General features: G+C 76.4%; 16 protein-coding genes and 1 pseudogene. 11 read left to right on the top strand and 6 right to left on the bottom strand.

Annotation, left to right across the window (positions count from 1 at the left end; all coding sequences use genetic code 11):
- Positions 1-78: 78 nt before the first annotated feature.
- A complete protein-coding gene (locus BU52_RS27120; protein WP_037939155.1) occupies positions 79-1,326 on the top strand; it encodes a cytochrome P450 in 1,248 nt (415 codons plus the stop codon).
- A gap of 79 nt (positions 1,327-1,405) precedes the next feature.
- Here BU52_RS27120 and BU52_RS27115 read toward each other — a convergent pair whose 3' ends face one another.
- The 5 genes and pseudogenes from BU52_RS27115 to BU52_RS27095 all read right to left on the bottom strand — a co-directional run bounded on the left by BU52_RS27115 (position 1,406) and on the right by BU52_RS27095 (position 5,218).
- On the bottom strand, positions 1,406-2,776 hold the full coding sequence (locus tag BU52_RS27115; protein WP_037939153.1) for a trypsin-like serine protease: 1,371 nt from the start codon (positions 2,774-2,776) through the stop codon (positions 1,406-1,408).
- Positions 2,777-2,940: 164 nt separating this feature from the next.
- Positions 2,941-3,180, bottom strand: a pseudogene (locus BU52_RS27110) (alkaline phosphatase D family protein); the annotation flags it as partial.
- Positions 3,181-3,455: 275 nt separating this feature from the next.
- Positions 3,456-4,217: a metallophosphoesterase family protein gene (locus BU52_RS27105; protein WP_037939148.1), complete on the bottom strand. Its 762-nt coding sequence runs from the start codon at positions 4,215-4,217 to the stop codon at positions 3,456-3,458.
- A complete protein-coding gene (locus BU52_RS27100; protein ID WP_037939147.1) occupies positions 4,214-4,501 on the bottom strand; it encodes a hypothetical protein in 288 nt (95 codons plus the stop codon). The genes BU52_RS27105 and BU52_RS27100 overlap by 4 nt, the downstream gene beginning before the upstream one ends.
- A gap of 21 nt (positions 4,502-4,522) precedes the next feature.
- Entirely contained in the window at positions 4,523-5,218 is a 696-nt protein-coding gene (locus tag BU52_RS27095; protein WP_037939146.1) for a nucleotidyltransferase family protein, read from the bottom strand.
- A gap of 277 nt (positions 5,219-5,495) precedes the next feature.
- On the opposite strand from BU52_RS27095, the gene BU52_RS35805 reads away from it, so the two are divergent.
- Both BU52_RS35805 and BU52_RS27085 read left to right on the top strand, forming a co-directional pair.
- Entirely contained in the window at positions 5,496-6,059 is a 564-nt protein-coding gene (locus BU52_RS35805) for a hypothetical protein (RefSeq protein ID WP_051858631.1), read from the top strand.
- 22 nt (positions 6,060-6,081) lie between these two features.
- Positions 6,082-10,413, top strand: coding sequence for a cation-translocating P-type ATPase (locus BU52_RS27085; protein WP_037939145.1), 4,332 nt, complete (start codon positions 6,082-6,084; stop codon positions 10,411-10,413).
- A 12-nt stretch (positions 10,414-10,425) separates the two neighbouring features.
- On the opposite strand, the gene BU52_RS27080 is transcribed toward BU52_RS27085, so the two are convergent.
- The gene (locus BU52_RS27080) at positions 10,426-11,622 is read right to left on the bottom strand and encodes a hypothetical protein (RefSeq protein WP_037939143.1); all 1,197 of its coding nucleotides are present in this window, start codon (positions 11,620-11,622) and stop codon (positions 10,426-10,428) included.
- 95 nt (positions 11,623-11,717) lie between these two features.
- On the opposite strand from BU52_RS27080, the gene BU52_RS27075 reads away from it, so the two are divergent.
- The 8 genes from BU52_RS27075 to BU52_RS27045 all read left to right on the top strand — a co-directional run bounded on the left by BU52_RS27075 (position 11,718) and on the right by BU52_RS27045 (position 19,695).
- Complete coding sequence (locus BU52_RS27075) at positions 11,718-12,677, top strand: ABC transporter substrate-binding protein (RefSeq protein WP_051858623.1); 960 nt, start codon at positions 11,718-11,720, stop codon at positions 12,675-12,677.
- Between the two features lie 77 nt (positions 12,678-12,754).
- The gene (locus BU52_RS27070; RefSeq protein WP_235216431.1) at positions 12,755-13,930 is read left to right on the top strand and encodes an iron chelate uptake ABC transporter family permease subunit; all 1,176 of its coding nucleotides are present in this window, start codon (positions 12,755-12,757) and stop codon (positions 13,928-13,930) included.
- Entirely contained in the window at positions 13,927-14,934 is a 1,008-nt protein-coding gene (locus BU52_RS27065) for a FecCD family ABC transporter permease (RefSeq protein ID WP_037939141.1), read from the top strand. The genes BU52_RS27070 and BU52_RS27065 overlap by 4 nt, the downstream gene beginning before the upstream one ends.
- 20 nt (positions 14,935-14,954) lie before the next feature.
- Positions 14,955-15,776 carry an ABC transporter ATP-binding protein gene (locus tag BU52_RS27060; RefSeq protein ID WP_037939137.1) on the top strand — a complete coding sequence of 274 codons (822 nt, stop codon included), beginning with the start codon at positions 14,955-14,957 and terminating at the stop codon, positions 15,774-15,776.
- A 58-nt stretch (positions 15,777-15,834) separates the two neighbouring features.
- Positions 15,835-15,948 carry a streptamidine family RiPP gene (amiA, locus tag BU52_RS36880; protein WP_240661371.1) on the top strand — a complete coding sequence of 38 codons (114 nt, stop codon included), beginning with the start codon at positions 15,835-15,837 and terminating at the stop codon, positions 15,946-15,948.
- 92 nt (positions 15,949-16,040) lie between these two features.
- Positions 16,041-16,862: a hypothetical protein gene (locus BU52_RS27055; protein ID WP_037939134.1), complete on the top strand. Its 822-nt coding sequence runs from the start codon at positions 16,041-16,043 to the stop codon at positions 16,860-16,862.
- On the top strand, positions 16,859-18,343 hold the full coding sequence (locus tag BU52_RS27050) for a CocE/NonD family hydrolase (protein ID WP_037939132.1): 1,485 nt from the start codon (positions 16,859-16,861) through the stop codon (positions 18,341-18,343). The genes BU52_RS27055 and BU52_RS27050 overlap by 4 nt, the downstream gene beginning before the upstream one ends.
- Positions 18,340-19,695 (top strand): YcaO-like family protein, encoded by a 1,356-nt coding sequence (locus tag BU52_RS27045; RefSeq protein ID WP_037939130.1) that lies wholly within the window; start codon positions 18,340-18,342, stop codon positions 19,693-19,695. Before BU52_RS27050 ends, BU52_RS27045 begins: the two co-directional genes overlap by 4 nt.
- The last annotated feature ends 1 nt before the right edge of the window (position 19,696 follow it).

Raw genomic sequence — 19,696 nt, 5'->3', positions numbered from 1 at the left:
ACGGCCTTCGCCACACCCGTACGGGTGTCCTCGCCGCTGCCGGAGTGTCCCGGGGAGCCGGCCGGGCACCCGGCGGTCATGGACGTACTCAGTCGCCCCTTGATCGACCGCACCCTGCCCCTGCTGGCCGAGGGTTACGCCTGGCTGCCCAACCGGATGCGCGACGCCACGGGACCCGTGGTCCGCACCCGGATCATGGGCCGCCCCGCACTGGCCCTGCGCGGGCCCGAGGCGGTGCGGTTCTTCTACGACGAGGAGAACGTGCACCGGCACCGCGCGATCCCCGAACCCGTACTCGCCACCCTGTTCGGCCACGAGGCCGTGCACACCCTCGACGGCGCCGCCCACCGCGCCCGCAAGTCCCTGTTCCTGCCGCTGCTCGAGCCCGGCCGTGTCGCGGGTCTCGTCGACCACGTCACCGCGGCCTGGGACGAGGCCGTACCGGCATGGGGCCGGCGCGGTTCCGTCGTGCTGTTCGACGAGGCGGGCACGGTGCTCGCCACCGGCGTGCACCGGTGGGCCGGGATACCGCTGGACGACGCCGACGCCGCGGCGACGGCCCGCGACATGATCGCCATGGTCGACGGCTTCGCCACCGCCGGACCGCGTCACCTGCGCGCCCGGCGCGCCCGTGCGCGGCAGGAGGACCGGCTGGGCCGGCTGGTGCGCGACGTGCGCTCCGGCGAGGTCACCGCGCCCGCCGGCTCGGTGCTCGACCTGGTGTGCCGTCACCGCGACGCGGACGGCGAGCAGCTCGACGAGAAGACGGCCGCGGTGGAACTGCTCAACGTGGTCCGCCCGACGACCGCCGTCGCCTGGTTCGTCGCCTTCGCCGCGCACGCGTTGCACCGTTGGCCCGAGCACCGGGCGCCCCTGGCGGACGGGGACCTCCCGTTCACCGCCGCCTTCACGCACGAGGTGCGCCGCTTCTACCCGTTCGTGCCCTTCCTCGGCGGCCTGGCCGTCCGCGACCTGTACTGGCGGGGCGAGTGGATCCCGGCCGGGGGACTGGTGGTGCTCGACGTCTACGGGCAGAACCACGACGAGTCGCTGTGGGGCGATCCGTACGCCTTCCGCCCGCGGCGCTTCCTGGAACGGCCCGTGGAGCGCGACGAACTGATACCGCAGGGGGGCGGCGACCCGGCCACGGGCCATCGCTGCCCCGGCGAGGGCATCACCGTCGGCGTACTGGAGGCGCTCGCGGGGCGGCTCGCCCGAATGGAGTACTCCGTGCCGGAGCAGAATCTGACGATCCCGCTGAACCGCGTCCCCACGCGTCCGCACAGTGGCGTTCTCCTCGCGGGGATACGCCCGGCCGCCGGTTAGGCGGTACCGCTCCCGAACCGCCGCACTACCCCGGCACGTCGCCCTCCGGGATTCCGGCCCGGCACCGGCGCCGCACCGTTCACAGCCGCTGCCACAGCGCCGGCGTGCCGGCGGGCGCCCACGCCCCCTGCGCCTGGTGGGTCTGCAGGCACTGGTACGTCACACCGTCGCGGGTCACCGTCGTCCCGGTCTCGTACACCCGGCCCGCCGTCCACGCCTGCACGCCGCCCTCCTGCTGGTCCGGCGTGGTCTGCGCGGCCGCGGTGGTCAGGGTGAGGCCGAAGTCGCCCAGGATCGGGTTCACCGGCTGGTAGAAGGTCGTGCCGCCGGAGGTGCAGTCGCCGGAGCCGCCGGAGGTGACACCCTGCGCCTGCGCGCCCGTGACGTACGGTCCGCCGGAGTCCCCGGGCTCCGCGCACACCGTCGTCCGGGTCAGCCCGTCCACCGTGCCCTCGGGGTAACGGACGCTCGTGTCGTGCTGCTCGATGGTCCCGCAGTGCCACCCGGTGGTCGAGCCGGAGCGGCACACCGACGCCCCGACCAGCGCCTGGGCCGAACCCGTGACCTGCACCTCCTGGCCGTCCTGCGCCTTCACGCCGGGCGTGGGCGCCCACTGGTCGTTGGTGGCCACCCACGCCATGTCCCTGCCGGGGAACGTGGACGCCTGGAAGGTGCCCTGCGCGGTGCGGTCGTACCCGGTCGTGGTCGCGCCCCGCCTGCCGCAGTGACCGGCGGTGGCGAAACCCGCCTGGTCGCCCTTGGTGACGGAGAAGCCGACGGAACAGCGCGCGGAGTCGTTGATGTAGAAGGCGTCACCACCGGTGATGTCCTGGAGCAGCCGCGGCCGTTCCTCCGTCACGCGAACGCCGATGTCCTCGCCCTCGAGGCCCGCGGCCATCACGAAGGCCGCTCCGGCCGCCTGGCTGGTCGCCTGCACCATGATCCGGTTCTCCGCCACGTCCACGTACCAGACGGGTGTGTCGAGGGTCTGCACGCGGGTGGCCGCCGCGTCCAGCTTCGCCTTGGCCCCCTCCAGTTCGGCCAGCGTCCGCTCGACCACCGCCGCCGTGGCTCCCTGGGCCTCGATCGCCGCCACGTCCCCCGCGTCGGTGGTCGCCACCATGAGCTCCGCCGAGGTGTCGCCCCGCACCCAGGCACCGGCGAACCGCTCGCCCAGGGCGTTGCGCAGCCGGCCGGCGCGGGTGCCCGCCTCCGCCTCGTTGACCAGCCGCTGCGAGGCCTGCTCCGGGTTCAGGCCCAGGTCGCGCTGGAGGGCGCCGAGCAGTTGGGGCGACGGCCGGTCGGCGCCGAGGGTCTGCGCCGCGCTGGGCGCCGGCCCCGCCGCGGGTGTGGGGTCGGCCGCCGCGGCGGAGGGGAGTCCGGCGAGGACGAGGGCGCCGAGTGCCGTGACGGCCGACCGGCGCACGGCCCGGACATGACTGGGGACCATTCGGTACGTCTCCTTCGTTCGGGGCGGCGAAGCTGCTGCCGAGGAGACTCAGTCCTTTCCCGGCGCGCCCGACACGATGTCAGGACACGCCGGCGTTAGCGCTTTGGAGAGACCCATGGACGCCATGTGCAGTACGGGCGTGCGACGGCGGCCACCCGGACGGGTCAGACGGGTGCCGGGCCGGGGGAGCCGGCCTCCGTGACGAAGGAGGCGGCCGTGGACACGGGCGAGCCCGGAGTCGTCACGGCCGGGACGGTCCGGAAATCGGCGCGGGCGTTCTCCCGGCCCGGTTCGACGCGCACGTGGCCGCGCCGGCCGTCGTAGAACCTCAGGTGCGAGTCGGCCCGCATGCAGGTGTCCCCGTTGGCCGGGTGCTCCGCCCCGTCCCCGCCGCCGGCGACGGTCAGGAAGCGACGGCGGGCCAGGTGCCGTGCGCCGGCGCGCAGTTCGGCGTCGTGCGTCGGGGGGGGGGAGGAGGCGAGTGCGGACGATGGTCCGAGACGGCCCGGCGGCGCCGTCCGGGGAGTCACGGGGCGTGGAGCGCGCATGCCGAGCAGACGAAATGAACGAAACGGGTCTGCGGTGCGGGGTGTTCACCCGGGAGGCGGAACGCGCTCCTCCTCCGGGGCGGCACAAGAGCGCCGCCGGTGCGTACCGGCGGCGCTGGGGGTGGGGCGGCTCAGGTGGTCGTCGCCTCCGTGGCGGCGCCGACGCGCTCGGGGACCGGCAGGTGGTAGACGTGGAACGCGCGGCCGATGACCGGCTGGGCGACATTGCGCACCTTGACCCCGCCCGTGGTCATGCCGTGCTCGGTGCCGGCGTGCGCGTGCCCGTGCACGGCGAGGTCCGCGCCGGCCGTGTCGATCGCCTCGGCCAGCAGATAGCTGCCCAGGAACGGATAGATCTCCAGCGGCTCCCCGGCCAGGGTCTCCGGCACGGGGGAGTAGTGGGTGAGGGCGATCCGGACGTCGCAGTCCTCCTGGGCGAGCTTCTCCAGCGAGGCCCGCAGACCGTCGGCGCACCGGCGGGAGACGCGGACGAACTCCTTCATCACCGGCTCGCCGAACTCCCCGGCACTGGCCCCGACGAACCCCCCGCCGAAGCCCTTGGTGCCCGCCACCCCGACCCGCGCGTCCCCCACCCGCACGACCGTGGACTCCCCTTCCAGGACCTCGGCTCCGGCCTCCCGCAGGACGGCCGTGACCTCGTCCTGCCGGTCGTCGTGGTGGTCGTGGTTGCCGAGTACGGCGACCACGGGGACACCGAGGCCCCGGATTTCGTCGGCCACCACCCGGGCCTCCTCGGGCGTGCCGTGCCGGGTGAGGTCCCCGGCCAGCAGCAGGAGGTCGGCGCACGCGGGCAGGGTGTCGAACGCGGGACGGAGCACGCCCCGGGTCTCGGGACTCAGGTGGATGTCCCCGACGGCGGCGATCCGGATCATGACAGCTCCTCCGCGTGGTCGGGGGACGAGGGTTCGCTGACCACGATGTCGCAGTGCACCTCGAGCCCCGCGAGCTCCTCGCGCACCGTGCTCAGCACGTCCTCGCGGCAGCGGGCCGAGGGAACCGTCCCGTGGACCAGCACGGTCTCGCCGCGGACCTCGGTCCGCACGCCGAGTTCGCCGAGGTGGCCGGAGGCGAGCCGGTCCTGGAGGTGGGCGACGCGGTACTCCGGGCTCCGCGCGGCGGATGTACCCGCCGCGGGTCCGGCGTCGTGGGTGCTCATGAGCGTTCCTTCCGCGGACGTTCAGATGACGTTCAGGCGTTCCAGGAGGAAGAGGAAGGCGGCGGGCATGGGCTCGTCCCCGCAGTCGCGCCGCACGCGGTCCCAGTCGACCTTCTCGCGCAGAGCGCGGGCGATGGGCAGGACCGCCCCGAAGTCGCAATGGTGCTCGGAGAACGCGGCCAGCAGGGCGGTGAGCAGATCGGTGGGTGCCAGCACGGGCATGCGCACCGACTCCACCGGCAGTTCCTCCGCCCGGTCGAGCATCCCGGAGGAGACCGGCCGGTGCGCCAGCTCGAAGATGATGTCCACGTCCTGGCCGAAGCACGTGGCCTTGATCAGCCAGTCCTCCGGCGGGGTGTAGACGGTCATCCCGGCCTCCGCCAGCGTGGCGGCCACGGCCTCGGCGTCCTCGGGGCGGACGCAGAAGTCGACGTCGTGCTGGAGGTTGCCGCTTCCGCCGTGGGCCCGCACGGCGACGCTGCCGGCCAGTGCGAAGGGGTGCCCGCCCCGCTTCAGCACCGCGCCGACCTGCTTGGCGGCCTCCAGGATGGCCTGATTGCGGTCGCGGGGGAGGTCGGGTTCGGCGTCCTCCGCCTGGGGCCCCGCCTCGCGTCCCACCGCCGGCGGTGACGCCCCGGCCAGGGCGTCCGAGGCCAGACGGAGGTCCGGGGGTGCCGGGCGCCGCACGAGCGTGGCGTCCTCGCCGTTCTCCGTCATGACCACTCCCTTCGGCGGCCGGACGGTCCGTACGGCCGCTGTGTCCGCCGCTCCCGTCCGGGACGGCCCCTGTGTGCCTGCACCTAGTACCCGGCGTGCCCGTTCCGACACGGACGCGGTGCGAGGGCACGGGTGGTTCGGCGGCCGTGCCGCCGAACCCCGGGGGGAACCGGCTCGGGCGTACTGGAAAAGCGCTCCGGACGGTATCGACCGAATATGGGGCAAAGGCAGGGAAACCAATGGGTGCCCCCTGAGGGTCCCGCTCGTGGAGGTCGGCATGGACCAGGACACGTCTCGTACGTCGGATCTTCCGCAGCCCCTGCGGGCGGTCGCCTCGGGACTGCGGCACCTGCCCGGCGCGGAGCAGGTGGGCAGGGTGGCCGGCGGCACCCTGGACGCGATCGGCGCGGTGTCCCCGCGCGGGCGCCGGATGGCCGTCTACGCCGGAGCGGGGGTGCTCGGGGTGGCCGGTGTCGTCGAGTGGCCGGTGGCGCTGACCGGCGCGGCCGTCGCCTGGCTCACCCGTCCGCGCCCCACGGACCGGCCGGACGGCGGGCCGCGGACGCCGTCGCAGGACGGCGCGGACGACCGGCCGGACACGCCCGAGGCCACCCGCACGCCCGGCGGCCGCGACGTCGCCGCCGCGCCCGCGGGTCCCGGCGACCGGCTCGCCCCCTCCCGCCACCGCGACGGCCGGGAGGAACGCGCCGTGCACGAACAGCCCGCGAAGGTGGGCGACACCGCCACCGCCGAGGGCCTCAAGCACGTGGCCGAGGCCACCTCGCACCATGGCTCGCCCGCCGCCCCCGCGCAGTCGCGCCACGACCGGCCCGCCCGCTGAGCCGGGACCACGGGATCACCGGATGCTCACACGCTTCGACGTCGCCCCTCTCGCCGGTGCCGTCGCGGGAGCCGCCGCCGGCGCCGCCCGTGGCACCGCGCAGGGCATGACGTCCGTCCACGACACGACGCGCCGCCTCGGCCACGTGGCCCGCAACGCCCTCGGCGGCGGGCGGCACTGGCGGGCCGGACACCGCGTCCACCTGGCCCTGCGGCACCCGGACGGCGACGTCGCCCCGCTCGCCCGCAGGGTCGCGGCGGAACTGCTCGACCACCCGGACGTGCTGACCGCGTACTGGGACGAGGGCCTGTCCCGCCTCGTGGTGACCGCCGTGACGGACGCGGCGGGCGACCGCGTGACCGAGCACGCCGTCGCGCTCGCCGCCCGCCTGGGACTGACCGAGGACGCGGGCCCCGGGGAGGCGAACGGGACGGCGCACCCCGGCGACCCCCGCGAGGTGCGGACCGCCGCCGCCGCGCTGCTGCTGGACGCCACCGGCGCGGCCGGTGCCCTGGCGGGCCGGTCGCTGCGCCTGCCCCGCAGTCCCAAGGCGGTCACGGCCGGCGTGACCCTGCTGCGGGAGAACCCCCGCTTCCGCGCCCTGCTGCGGCGTCGGTTCGGCCGCAGCGGCATGGAACTCCTCCTCGCCGCCGCCAACGCCGCCGCGCACGGTGCCGGACAGTCCCCGGTGGCCCTGGTGCTCGACGGGCTGGTGCGCACCGGCCAGCTGACCGAGGCGGCGGCCAGGGCCGCGGCCTTCGAGGCCCTGCACGACGACGTCTGCCTCGAGGAACGCACCAGCATTCCCCGGCCCGTCGGCGTCCGCCCGCCCCTGCGGGTGACGCCCGCCCAGGCGTACGCCGCCCACGCCGGCACCGGCAGCGTGGCGGGAGCCGCCGCCACCCTGCTCGTCACGCACGACGCCGCGGAGGCGGCAGAAGCGGTCCTGGCCGGGTCCCCCAAGGCCGCGCGTTACGGACCCGCCGCCTTCGACGCGCTCCTCGGCACCCATCTCGCCCGGTCCGGCATCCTCGTGCGCAGCGGCGAACGCCTGTGGCAACTGGAGATCGCCGACTCCCTCGTCCTGCACGCCGACGCCCTGCGCGGCCACGCGCCGCCCGCCGACGGCGCTCCCCGGGTGTTCGACGACCCCGTCGACCCCTGCGCCGAGGCCGTCCTCGACGCGGCCCGCCGGGCGGGCCTGCACGTCGTCGTCACCGGCGGCTCCGACCTCAAGGACATCACGCGGCTCGCCGACGAGGTCGCTCCCGCCGGCCTGCCGTTCGGCGACGTCGTACGGGCGCTGCAGAACGACGGGCACATCGTGGTGAGCGTCGCCCGCGTGGCCGCGCACGGGGACGACGACGTGGCGGACGGGCTGCCCGCCGGCGACGTGGCGATCGCCCTCACCGACGCGCGTTCGGCGGTCGTCTGGGGCGTCGACGCCCTCGCCCCGGGCGGACTCGGGGACGTCTGGCGGCTGCTCACGGCGATCCCGGCGGCCCGCCAGGTCGGCCGTCGTTCCCAGACGCTGGCCCGGGCGGGCGCCGCCCTGTCGGGACTCATGGTGGCGCGCGGTGGCACCCCGGGCGGCCGTCTGTGGCAGCGTCTCACCCGGCACGCCCCGGTGAACGTCGCCGCCGCGGCCGCCCTGCTCACCGGCTGGACCGAGGCCGTACGCGTGGCGCGCGCCACGCCGCCCGAACCCCGGCTGCACGTGCCCTGGCACGCCCTGGAGGCGCACCAGGCGCGCGAAGTGCTGCGCGCCACCCGCACCGAGGCGGCGCCGGAGGGACCGGCCCCGCTCACCGTCCGGACCCGGCAGCGGGCGGCCCGCCTCGCCGGTGTGCGCGCGCTCGCCCCCGCGCGCTGGACCTGGCAGGCGGCCGGCGCCGTGCGCCGTGAACTCGACGACCCGCTCACCCCGGTCCTGGCCACCGGGGCGGTCGCCTCGGCGCTGCTCGGCTCGCTCGTGGACGCGCTGCTCGTCGTCGGCGCCATGGACATCAACGCGGTGGCGGGCGGCCTCCAGCGGCTGCGCGCCGAGCGGGCACTCTCCCGGCTCGCCGCCCGCCAGCAGCCCAAGGCGCGCCGTCAGGTCGCCCGGGACCGCATGGTGACCGTCGACGCCGCCCGGCTGCGGCCGGGGGACCGGATCGGCCTGGGCGCCGGGGACGTCGTACCGGCGGACGCGCGTCTGCTGGAGGCGGACGGCCTGGAGGTCGACGAGTCGTCGCTCACCGGCGAGTCGCTGCCCGTGACCAAGGCCCTGGACCCGACCCCGGGCGCGCCGGTCGCCCGGCGGACCTGCATGGTCTTCGAGGGCACCACGGTCGTGGCCGGCCGGGCCGAGGCGCTCGTGGTGGACACCGGCGACCGCACCGAGGCCGGCCGCGCCGTCGCCCTGGCCGCCCGCACCCCGCCGCCCGCCGGCGTCCAGGCACGGCTGCAGGAACTGACCCGCAAGGCCCTGCCCGTCACCCTCACCGGCGGTGCTCTGGTGACCGGCCTGTCCCTGCTGCGCGGCAGCCCGGTACGACGGGCCGTCAGCGGCGGTGTCGCCGTGGCCGTCGCCGCCGTCCCGGAGGGCCTGCCGCTGGTCGCGACCGTCGCCCAGATGGCGGCCGCCCGCCGGCTGTCCCGGCGCGGCGTGCTGGTCCGCACCCCGCGCACCCTGGAGGCGCTCGGCCGGGTCGACACCGTCTGCTTCGACAAGACCGGCACCCTGACCGAGAACCGGCTGCGCCTGGTCCGGGTGGCCACCGCCGACGGCACCGTCCTCTCCCCGGGCGCCCCCGACGCCGTACGGGTCGTGCGGCTGGCCGCGCGCGCCTGTCCGCAGGAGGAGACCGCCGAGGGCCGCCGGATCGCGCACGCCACCGACGAGGCGGTGCTCGACGCCGCAGTGCCGGACGACTCCTGGACCGCCGAGGGCGAGCTGGCCTTCGAGGCCAGCCGCGGCTACGCGGCCGCGGTCGGCCGGGAGGGCGGCACGGACGCCGGGCCGCTCCTCGTCGTCAAGGGCGCCCCGGAGACGGTGCTCCCCGCCTGCCGGGACCTCCCCGACGAGGCGGCCGGGACGGCCCACACCCTGGCGGGACAGGGGCTGCGCGTCCTCGCCGTCGCCCGGCGTCCGTGCCGGGGACCCGACACGGACGCCGAACTCGAGGCCGGTCTCGACGACCTGGAGTTCGCCGGGCTGATCGCCCTGGCGGACGTTCCGCGCGAGACCTCGCAGGAACTGCTCGTGCAGCTGCGCCGGGCCGGCATCCTGCCCGTGATGCTCACCGGCGACCACCCGGAGACCGCCCGGGCCATCGCCCTGCAACTGGGCTGGCCGGAGGACACCCACGTGGTCACCGGGGACGAACTCGTCGCCATGGGCCGCACCGACCGGGTCCGCGCGCTGCACGGCGCCGGAGTCGTCGCCCGGGTCGCACCCGAACAGAAACTCCATGTCGTCGAGGCGCTGCAGCAGGCCGGCCGGGTGGTGGCGATGGCGGGCGACGGCGCCAACGACGCCGCGGCCATCCGCGCCGCCGACGTGGGCGTCGGCATCGAGGCCCGCGGCTCCGCGGCCGCCCGCAACGCCGCCGACATCGTGCTCACCACCGGTGACCTGTCCGTACTGGTGGACGCCGTCGGTGAGGGGCGGGCGCTGTGGCGCAGCGTGGCCGACGCGGTGAGCATCCTCATCGGCGGCAATGCGGGCGAGGTCGGCTTCAGCGTGCTGGGCACCCTGCTCGCCGGCTCCTCACCGCTGTCGACCCGTCAGTTGCTCCTGGTCAACCTGCTGACCGACATGTTCCCCGCCATGGCAGTGGCCGTGACGCCGAGCGACGACCCGTCGTCGGCGGCGCACGCCGCGACCGGCCCGATGGGCCTCGACGTCCTCGGCGCACCCCTGCTGCGGTCCGTCCGGCGCCGGGGCGTGACCACCTGCCTCGGCGCGGTCACGGCCTACCTGATCGGCCGTCTCACCCCGGGCACGGAACGCCGCTCCACCACGATGGCCCTGTGCGGAGTGGTCGGCGCCCAACTCGCTCAAACCCTCTCCGGACGCCGCCACAGCCCGCTGGTGTGGGTGACGGCGCTGGGCTCCGCGGCCGTGCTCGCCGCCCTGGTGCAGACGCCGGGCGTCAGCCACTTCTTCGGCTGCGCCCCGCTCGGCCCCGTCGCCTGGCTCGGCGTCGCCGCGGCCATCACCCTGTCGGCCCTCGCCCCGCGCCTGGAACGCCTCGACGCCGTACGGCGCCTGTACGATCTCGCTTCCCGCCTCGCCCTGCGCCTCGGCCACTCCGCGAGGCAGGCCCGTCACCTGCTGGGCAGCGGCATCGCCCGGCCGGTGGCGTGACCGCCGGGGCCGTCACCGGCCCACCGGGTCGCCCTCGGCGCCGTCGGACCGGGTGCGCAGCATCAGGTGGCCGCCGTGGTGCAGCCCCGCGCCGAGGCCGAGGAGGGCCGCCTCCTCGCCCGTGCGGGCGTCGACGACGTGGACCTCGCCGTGGCCGCCCCGCGTGACCGCGACCCAGTCGGCGCCGGGTGAGGCGGCCACCGCCCGGCGCTGGACGCCCTCCCAGGGGGTGCCGCCACGGCGTGGCGCGCCGTCCATCGGGGGCAGGGGGCAGCGGCGGAGGCCGCCGCCGGTGTGCAGGAGGATCAGTTCGTCGCCGTCGGGGTGGACACGGGTGAAGGCCGCGTGGTCGCGGGCGAGGGCGAGCCGGAAGACCAGACCGGGGCCGAGTCCGGTCAGCTCCGTGCGGCCCGATCCCAGGTCGTGACGCCACGCCCGGTTGGTCCACTCCGGCCAGCGCAGGGGATCCGCGGGGCCGCCCCGCAGGGTCGACCACAGGGCCCGCCGTACCGGGTCCAGGCGCAGGTACCAGCCCCGGGCGGGCGCGCCCCAAGGGATCGGTGGATCCGGTACCAGCGTGCCGTCCTGCGCGCGCGCCCGGTGCACGCCCTCGCCCGTGGCCGCGAACACGGCGCCGGTCAGCGGGTCGTGGGCGTCCCCGTGGCCGTCGGCCGGCAGCGGAAGTTCGGCGCGGGGGGTGACCGGCGGGCAGCCGGGCGGGGCCCCGAGCAGGTCACCGAAGCGGTGGACGGCGAGCGCGCCGGGCTCGCGGTGCCGCAGGACGACCAGCGGGTCCTCGCGGCCCGGCAGTGTCACCCCCGGCTCGCCCGTGCGGGTGCGGACCCGGGCCGCGTCGCCCGTGGCGAGGTCCACCACCGTGACCAGGTCCGACCAGGGCCCGGAGTTCTTCCCGAGCCCGGTCGTGACGGCCACCCGGCGCCCCGAGGGATCCGCGGCGAGGTGTTCGGCGGGGACGGCCACGGGGACCGCCGCCGTGACGAGCCGCTCGCCGAACGGGTCGAGGACCAGCAGCTCGCCCCTGCGGTCGTCGACACAGGCGACCCTGCCGCGGGGGAGGGCCAGGAACCCGGCGTGCTCGGAGAGGTGACGTCCGGTCAGACGGTGGGCCTCGGTGCCGTCCGGCACCGCCAGCACGCGCACCACCCCCTCAACGTGGCCGGAGACGAGCAGCAGGGCGGAGGTGGTCATCGGGGTCCTCCCGGTCGGCAGAGGGTGACTTCTGAAAATGATTATCATGTATGTTCGTGGCGTTCCGGACCCCCTGAGAAGAAGCGAGGGCTGTCATGCTGCGCTCACGAAGCTGGATCGCCGCCGTTCTGGCCGCGTCCGTCCTGACCGGATGCGGAGCGTCCGCCGGCCCTGCGGCCGAGACGGGCGCCGGCGGCGCCAGGACCGATGTCACCGTCGAACCCATCGAGCCGGCGCGGCGGTTGACCGACGCGAACGGCGTGAAGATCTCCCTGCCGAAGGAACCGCGCCGCATCGTCTGCCTGTTCGCGCTGTGCGACGACATCCTGACCGAACTGGGCATCGTCCCGGCCGCCACGAACAGCGCGCTCCTCGCCCACGAGGACTTCCTGGGGGAGAAGAGGGCGAAGGAGGTCCCCGTCGTCCCGGGCGGGTTCATCGCGCCCGAGGTGGAGGCGATCCTCTCCCACGAGCCCGATCTGGTGATCGGCCTCGAGGACACCCACGGCAAGCTCGCCCCCGCGCTGAAGGGCGCCACCACCTTCTGGCCCATGCAGCCGGAGACCTGGCAGGACAGCGTCGGCTACCTGCGCGACGTCGCGGCGCTGACCGGCCGCACCGCCGAGGGGGAGAAGGCCGAGAAGACGTTCCGTACCAAGCTGGCCGCCGCGGAGCGGACGCGCGGCGACCGGACGGCGCTGATCATCTACGGCAGCGACGAGAACTTCGGCGTCGCGACCCCGGAGGGGGACGCCGCCGCCAGCCTGTTCCCGAAGATCACCGACTACCCCTGGACGTCCCGCGGCGTGCAGGGAAGTTACAGCCTCGAGGAGATCCTCGCCCGCGACGTCGACGTGCTGTTCGTGGAGACCCTGAGCTTCGGCGAGGCGGACGGCACCCTGTCGGAGAAGCTGGCGAAGAACCCCCTCTGGGGGAAGATCCCGGCCGTGCGCGACGGCAATGTGCACGAGGTGGACTCCGAGGTCTGGGCCAAGGGCCGCGGTACCCGTTCGCTGGGCATCGTCCTCGACGAGGCCGCGGCCGCGCTGCGGTGAGCGTCCACGCGACCACGCACGACGCGGAGCCGGCCGCACGGTCCGGGCGGTGGCAACTGCCCGCCGTCCTCGCACTGCTGGCCGCCGCGTCGGTGTGCGCCCTGACCCTGGGCACCCCGTACGTGCCCCTCCACCGGCTCCCCGCCGCACTGACCGCCGGGGACGGCACGCTCGCCGGAATCGTCGTCGGCGAACTCCGGCTGCCCCGGCTGGCCCTGGCGCTGCTCGCCGGTGCCTGCCTGGGGGCGGCGGGACTGGTGCTCCAGGAGGCGCTGCGCAACCCGCTGGCCGTCCCGGAGATGCTGGGCGTCTCCTCGGGGGCCGCGCTCGGGGTCGCCGCGCCGCTGGTCCTCGCGGTGGCCGTGCCGGCCGCCGTGCAGCCGCTTCTCGCCATCGGCGGCGCCGCGCTCGGCGGCGCGCTGACCCTGCTCGCCGCCGGGCTGGGGCGGAGTCCGTCGGCGGTGCTGCTCACGGGAGCGGCGGTCGCCGCCGCGCTGCAGGCCGCCCTGCTGGTCCTGATGGTGATGGCCGATCAGCTGGACCTCCAGCTCGTCTACCGCTACCTCCTCGGTTCCCTGTCCGCCCGCACCTGGGAGGACGTGACCGGGCTGTGGCCCTGGCTGCTCGTCGCACTGCCCGCGCTGGTGCTGTGCGCGCCCGTGCTGTCGGTGCTGCGGCTCGGTGACGCGGACGCCGAGGCGCTGGGCGTGCGCGCCCGGCGGGCCCGGTCCGCGGCGCTGGCCGTCGCCGTGGTGCTCATCGCGCCCGTGACGGCGGTGTGCGGTCCGGTGGCATGGGTCGGCTTCCTCGCCCCGCACCTGGCCCGGCGGGCCCTTCCGGCGGCGGACGCGGTGCGCTGGCTGCCCTGGTCGGCGGCATGGGGAGCCGTCGTGGTGGCCGTCGCCGACGTCCCCGCACGGCTCGCGCTCGCCCCCGTGGAGACCCCGGCCGGCGCCTGGACGGCGCTGCTCGGCGTGCCCGCGGGGGTGGCCCTGATGCGCTCCGGGACACGAGCTCCGAAGCGCCCACGACGACGGCCGCGCGGCTGCTCGGGGGAACGTCCCCCCGCACCGGGGCGTGACCCCGGCACCGGCCGCGCCGTGCCCGCCGTGCGGGACGCGGGGACCCCCGTCCGCCGGACCCCGGAGCCGTCCGCCGGCGCGCCCCCCGGCGACCGGGACCGTCCCCGCGCGGGGGCGGGCGCGCCCGCCCCCGCGCACCGCCCGGAACCCCGGTCGGAGGAGTCCCGATGAGCCGTCGTTGCACCGTGCTCGTGGCGCTCGTCGTCGTGTGCGCCGGTGCGGAGCTGGTGGCCGGACGGGGCATGTCGCCGGCCGCCGTCGGGGACGTCCTCGCCGGCGGGGGCACCTCCACCGAGCGGCACATCCTCTTCCACCTGCGGCTGCCCCGCATGCTGGTGGCCCTCGGCGCCGGGGCGTGCCTCGGGGTCGCCGGACTGGTGCTGCAGTCGGCCCTGCGCAACCCGCTGGCCGGGCCGGAGGTCACCGGTGTGACGCCGGGAGCGGTGCTCGGTGCCGTCACCGCGACCGGGCTGGGGCTCGCCGGGTGGGAGTCGCCGCTCGCCGTGGTCGTCGCCGCGTGCCTGGGCGGCTGCGCCGGGGCCGCGCTGCTGTGGCTGCTCGCCGGACGCGGCGGTGACGATCCGGCGCGGACCGCCGTGCACGGCGTCCTGGTCTCGGCGGTGCTGGGCGGGCTCACCGCCATGGTGCTGCTGGTGGCACCGGGCGAACTGGGCAGTGTCGTCCAGTGGCTCGTCGGCACCACCGAGGGCCGCGTCTGGCAGCACTGGCACCTGTTGTGGCCCTGGGCGCTGGCCTGGACGGCCGCGGCCTGGCTGCTGGCCGGCCCGTTGACCCTGCTGCGCTGCGGCGACGACATGGCGGGTGCCGCCGGTCTGTCCACCGGGCGGGCCCGCCGGCTGGCGCTGCTGTGCGCGGTCGCGCTGACCTCGGGCGCGGTTGCCGCCGTCGGTGCCCTGGGGTTCGTCGGGCTGCTGGTGCCGCATCTCGCCCTCGCCGTGTTCGGCGCCGACCTGCGCAGGTCCCTGCCCGGTGCCGCCCTCGCCGGGGCGCTCGTGGTGTGCGGGGCGGACGCGGCGGCCCAACTGCTCTCCCGGCCGGTGGCGTCGGCCCTGGGCGCCGGCTCGCTCACCCTGCCGGTCGGTGCGCTCACCACCTGCGCCGGGGCCGTACTGCTGCTGGCCGTCGTGCGCCGCGCGCCGGACCGGACGTTCTGATGTCGACGAAGGACACACGTATGACCGAATCCCTGGGGATCACCGTCGAGGGGGTCCATTTCGGCTACCCGGAGCGGCCCGTGCTGCGCGGCGTCGATCTGGCGGTGCGGCCCGGCGAGCTGACCGCGCTCGTCGGCCTCAACGGCTGCGGCAAGTCGACCCTGTTGCGGCTGGCCGCCGGTCTGCTGCGGCCGGGGCGCGGGCGCGTGCTGCTCGGCGGGGACGACCTCGCCCGGCTGTCGCGGCGGGACACCGCCCGGCGGGTCGCCCTGCTCCACCAGTCGGCCCCGGCCGTCCCCGGCATGACCGTGCGGCAGCTGGTGCGCCAGGGCAGGTACGCGGCCCGCGGCCCGCTCGGCATGCTGCGCGAGGGGGACGACCCCGTGGTGCGCCGGGCGTTGCGGGACGTGGGAGTGGAGTCGTGGGCGGAGCGGCCCGTGGACGCGCTGTCCGGCGGTGAGCGCCAGCGGGTCCGGCTGGCGACGGCGCTCGCCCAGGACACCCGGATCCTCCTCCTCGACGAACCGACCACCTACCTCGACCTGCATCACCAGCTCGACGTGCTGCGGACCGTGGTGCGGCTGCGCGAGGAGCGCGGCCTGACCGTGGTGATGGTGCTGCACGACCTCGCGCACGCCGCCCGGTTCGCCGAGCGGCTCGTGGCGCTGCGGGACGGCCGGGTCGTCGCCGACGGGCCGCCGCGGGACGTCGTGACGCCCGGTCTGCTCGCGGACGTGCTCAGGGTGGCGGGCCGGGTCGGGCGCGACCCCGAGGGCGGCTGGCCGGTGTGTTACCCGGATCACCCTCTTCCGGGGGTAGAATATGAAAATCATATTCATTAGTGTGGGCGCAGCGGTGCTCGTCCGAACGCCGCACCTCCCTTACGAACAAGGAGAGTTCATGGACAACGAGCAGGTCTTCGCCCCGATCGCCGACCCGGGTCAGCTGGCCCACGACTCGGCCTCCCACTCCAACGCCCTCGTCGAGAACCCCTTCGACGACACGGAGGAGTAAGCGGGGGGACACCCCTCGACCGTGGGCCCGCCCGTCACCTTCCGGGCGGGCCCACGCCCCTTCCCGAGCCCCTCGTGACCACAGGAGTCAACGTGCCCCCCAGACAGCTCGCACCCGGTGTCGAACTGGTCGGCGTCCCCGGCCGGGGCCTCGCCGTCCGCACGGCCGGCGGGGAGTTCCTCACGGTCAGGACCGCCTCCGCGGACCCGGACGCCCTCCTCGCGCGGCTCTCCGGCACCGGGTCCACCGCCTCCGACCCCGAACTCGAGCGCATTGTCGCGGCGTTCGCCTCCGCCGGGTACCTGGCGGACGAACAGCCGCCCGCCGCGTGGCCCGCCCTGCTGCGGGACGTGACCCTGCTCGGCGACCCCGTGCTCACCGCGCCGCTGGCGGACCGGCTGCGGGCCGCGGGGGCCGAACCCCGCCCCGGCACCCCCGCCGAACCGGCGGCCGGACGGCCCGCCGCCGTCGTGTGGTGCCTGGACGGACCCGTACCCGAAGGGCTGTGGGACACCGCCGACCGGCTGCCCCGCCGGCACATCGCCTGGCTGCGCTGCCACCGCGAGGGACTGCAGGCCTACCTGGAGCCCCTCGCCACCGGCCCCGGCGACGTCACCTCCGCCCATGTCCGGGCCCGCCGCCTCGCCGCCACCCCCGCCCACCGGGAACTCGCCGCCTACTGGACCGGCCCCCGCGCCACCGGAGTTCCCGCCCGGCTCACCCCGCCCGCCGCCGGGCTGATCGCCGCGCTCCTCGCCGACGACCTCACCCGGTGGGCCACCGGTGCCCCCGGCCCGGGCCCGTACCCCGCCCGGCGCCGGCTCCGGCGCGTCGACCTGCGCGACCTGACCGTCACCGAACACCCCGTCCTGCCCGTCCCCGACGTCGCCGCGGCACCGGCGAGTTCGCGATGACACCGTTCACCACGACCGTCGCGGGGCTGGCCACCGACGTCCTGCTCCCCGACACGGGTGGCCCGTTCCCGTGCGTCCTCGTGCGCACCCCGTACGACCGGCTGCGGCACCGCGCCGAGATGCGCGGCTGGGCCCGGCGCGGGTTCGCCGCCGCGGTGCAGGACGTGCGCGGCCGGCACGCGTCACCGGGGGATTGGCACCCGTACCGGAACGAGACCGCGGACGGTGCCGCCACCGCCCGGTGGATCCGCCGGCAGCCCTGGAGCGACGGCCGGCTCGTGGCCTCCGGCTCCTCCTACGCCGCCCACTGCGCCCTTGTCCTCGCGCTGGACGCGCCCGCGGACGGCAGGCCGGACGCCGTCGTCGCCGCCGTGCCGGCGCTGGGCGCCGCCGAGACCGCCCGCGAACCCTCCGGTGTGGAGCGGCTGGCCGCCCGGGCCGGCTGGTGGGCCGCACACGGGGACCGCCGCGACTCCGACGACGGGGCCCTGGCGAGGGCCCGGGCCGCGGACCCCGCACTGCTCGCACACCTGCCGCTGACGGCACTGCCCCGCCGGCTGGGCCGCGACCTGCCCTCCTGGTTCGGGCTCTGGCACCGCCGCGAGCGCGGCCGGCTGGTCGCACGCGCGGCGCATGCCCGTCTTCCCCTGCTGGCCGTGGGCGGTCACCACGACCACTTCACACAGGACACGGTGGCCCTCTGGCGGAACTGGGGCGGCCCCTCCGCCCGGTTGCTGCTCGGCCCCTGGGGCCACGGCCTCACCGCCGCACCCGGACCGGACGCCGACCCCGCGGCGCACCGCGTCGGCCTCGGCGACCTCTACGCCCGCTGGGCCCGGCTCGCCCTCGCCGGTGCCCTCGCACCCGGAGCCCGGGGCGCGGTCGCGCTGGGCGGCAGCCCTCTGTGGCTCGGCGCCGGCGCCGAGGGCGAGCCGTGCGCACCGCGACTGCGCCTGCTGCGCGGCGCCACCTTCACCGCCGATCCCGAACACCCCGTGTCCTCGGAGCACTTGACCGTCCCCACCGAGGGCACCCCCGACCGGTGCGTGCTCGTCACCCCGCCCCTGCCGCGCCCCCTGGACGTCGTCGGAGCGGCCCGTGTCGTGCTCCGGGCCGCCGCCGACACCCCGGCCGCGGACTGGGCCGCCCGCCTCACCGCGCTCACCGCCGGGGGCCGGGCGGAGCGGCTGGCCGTCGGGGTCGTCCGGCGTACGGACCCGCCCGGCCGGGCCACCGGGTTCACCGTGCCGCTCGGCCGGCTGGCCCGGCGGCTGGCCGCCGGCACCCGGCTGCGTCTGGAGATCGCCGGGCACCACTTCCCGGCCCACGCCCGCAACCCCCACACCGGTGAGGACGCCGTCACCGCGCTCCGCCTGACCGCCTCCCGCCGGGACGTAGACCCGGCCGGGACCGTCCTGCGGCTGCCCGTCCTCCGGTCCCGTCCCGCCCCCACCGACCCCGCCCAGGAGATCCTCCGATGACACCGCTGCCGCTGGAAGCCCTCATCGACCCCGTCTGCGGCATCGTCCGCAAGGTCAAGCCCGTCGAGCATCCCCCGGGCACCCCGCCCCGCTACACCGCGCTCACCGCCGAGATGGCGGACGCCCGCAGGCTCGGCCTGTGGCCCGCCGACCGGGTGTCCCTCGGCACCACCTTCGGCGACCCCGAGGGCGCCCGGGTCGCGGCCGTCGCCGAGGGCGTCGAACGGTACTGCGGCAACCGCCTGCCCCCGCCCGGCCGTCCGGGCGCCCCGCTGCGTGCCACGGCCGCGGATCTGGCCGGCCGGGGGCTGCGGCTGTACGGGCCGCAGGACCTGCCGGAGTACGCCGGCTGGCAGTACGCCCGTGACGGCTTCCCCTACCGCCGCCTCACCCCCGGCACGCCCGCCCTGTGGACCCGCGGCACCGAACGGCTGCCCGACGGCACCGCCGCCGAGGTCTGGGCACCGGTCGCCCTCACCCACCTCAACTGGCGCCAGGGCGAACTGCGTTCCCTGCCCCGCACGCACCACCTCAACTACGCCGGTATCGCCACCGGGCGGGGATTCGACGACGCGGTCGAACGCGCTCTGCTGGAGATCGTCGAACGCGACGCGCTCGAACTGTGGTGGCACCTCGACACCCCCGCCCGCGGCATCGACCCGGCCACCGTGCCGGGGCTCGCCGACGACCTCGCCGGATCCGGACTCACCGTCCACCTCGTCGAGATGCCCTCCGAGTTCGCCCCCTGCGTGGGGGCCCTGGTCCACGACCCCCGGCTCGGCCTGTACGCCGCCGGCTTCGCCTGCCGGTACGACCCGGCCGAAGCGGCCCGCAAGGCGGTCCTCGAAGCCGTCCACACCTGGGTCTTCACCCAGGGGCTCACCGACCCCGACGGGTGGGTGTTCCAGGCCGTCGAGGCCGGACTGCTCGCCCGGGGCCTCTACCTCGGCCACCGGCCCGACGGCCGCTACCTCGACGACTGCGGGCCGCAGTTCGAGCACGTGCGCGACCTGGGCGCGCACGTCCAGGTGTGGCTGGACGAGCGGATGGCCCCCGAGGCCCGCCGGTTCACCCGCCCCGCGCTCGGCACCGTCCCCGTGCGGGAGGTGCAGGCCGGCAGCCGCGAACGGCTGGACGGCGCGCTCCACCACGGCGGCCACCGCGTCATGACCTTCGACCTCACCACCGAGGACGTGGCCGAGACGGAACTGCGCGTCGCCCGCGTCCTCGTCTCCGGGCTCCTCCCCAACGCCCCCGCCGCCTTCGGCTACTTCGGCTGCCCGCGCCTGGTGAGTGCCGCGGCCGGAAGCGGACCGGAGCACTTCACCCTCGCCCCGCCGCCCCACATGTGAG

Source organism: Streptomyces toyocaensis (genome assembly GCF_000725125.1).
GTDB classification, from domain to species: domain Bacteria; phylum Actinomycetota; class Actinomycetes; order Streptomycetales; family Streptomycetaceae; genus Streptomyces; species Streptomyces toyocaensis.
The sequence above is the reverse complement of the archived record's forward strand: the minus strand, read 5'-3'. Positions and strand labels throughout refer to the sequence as shown.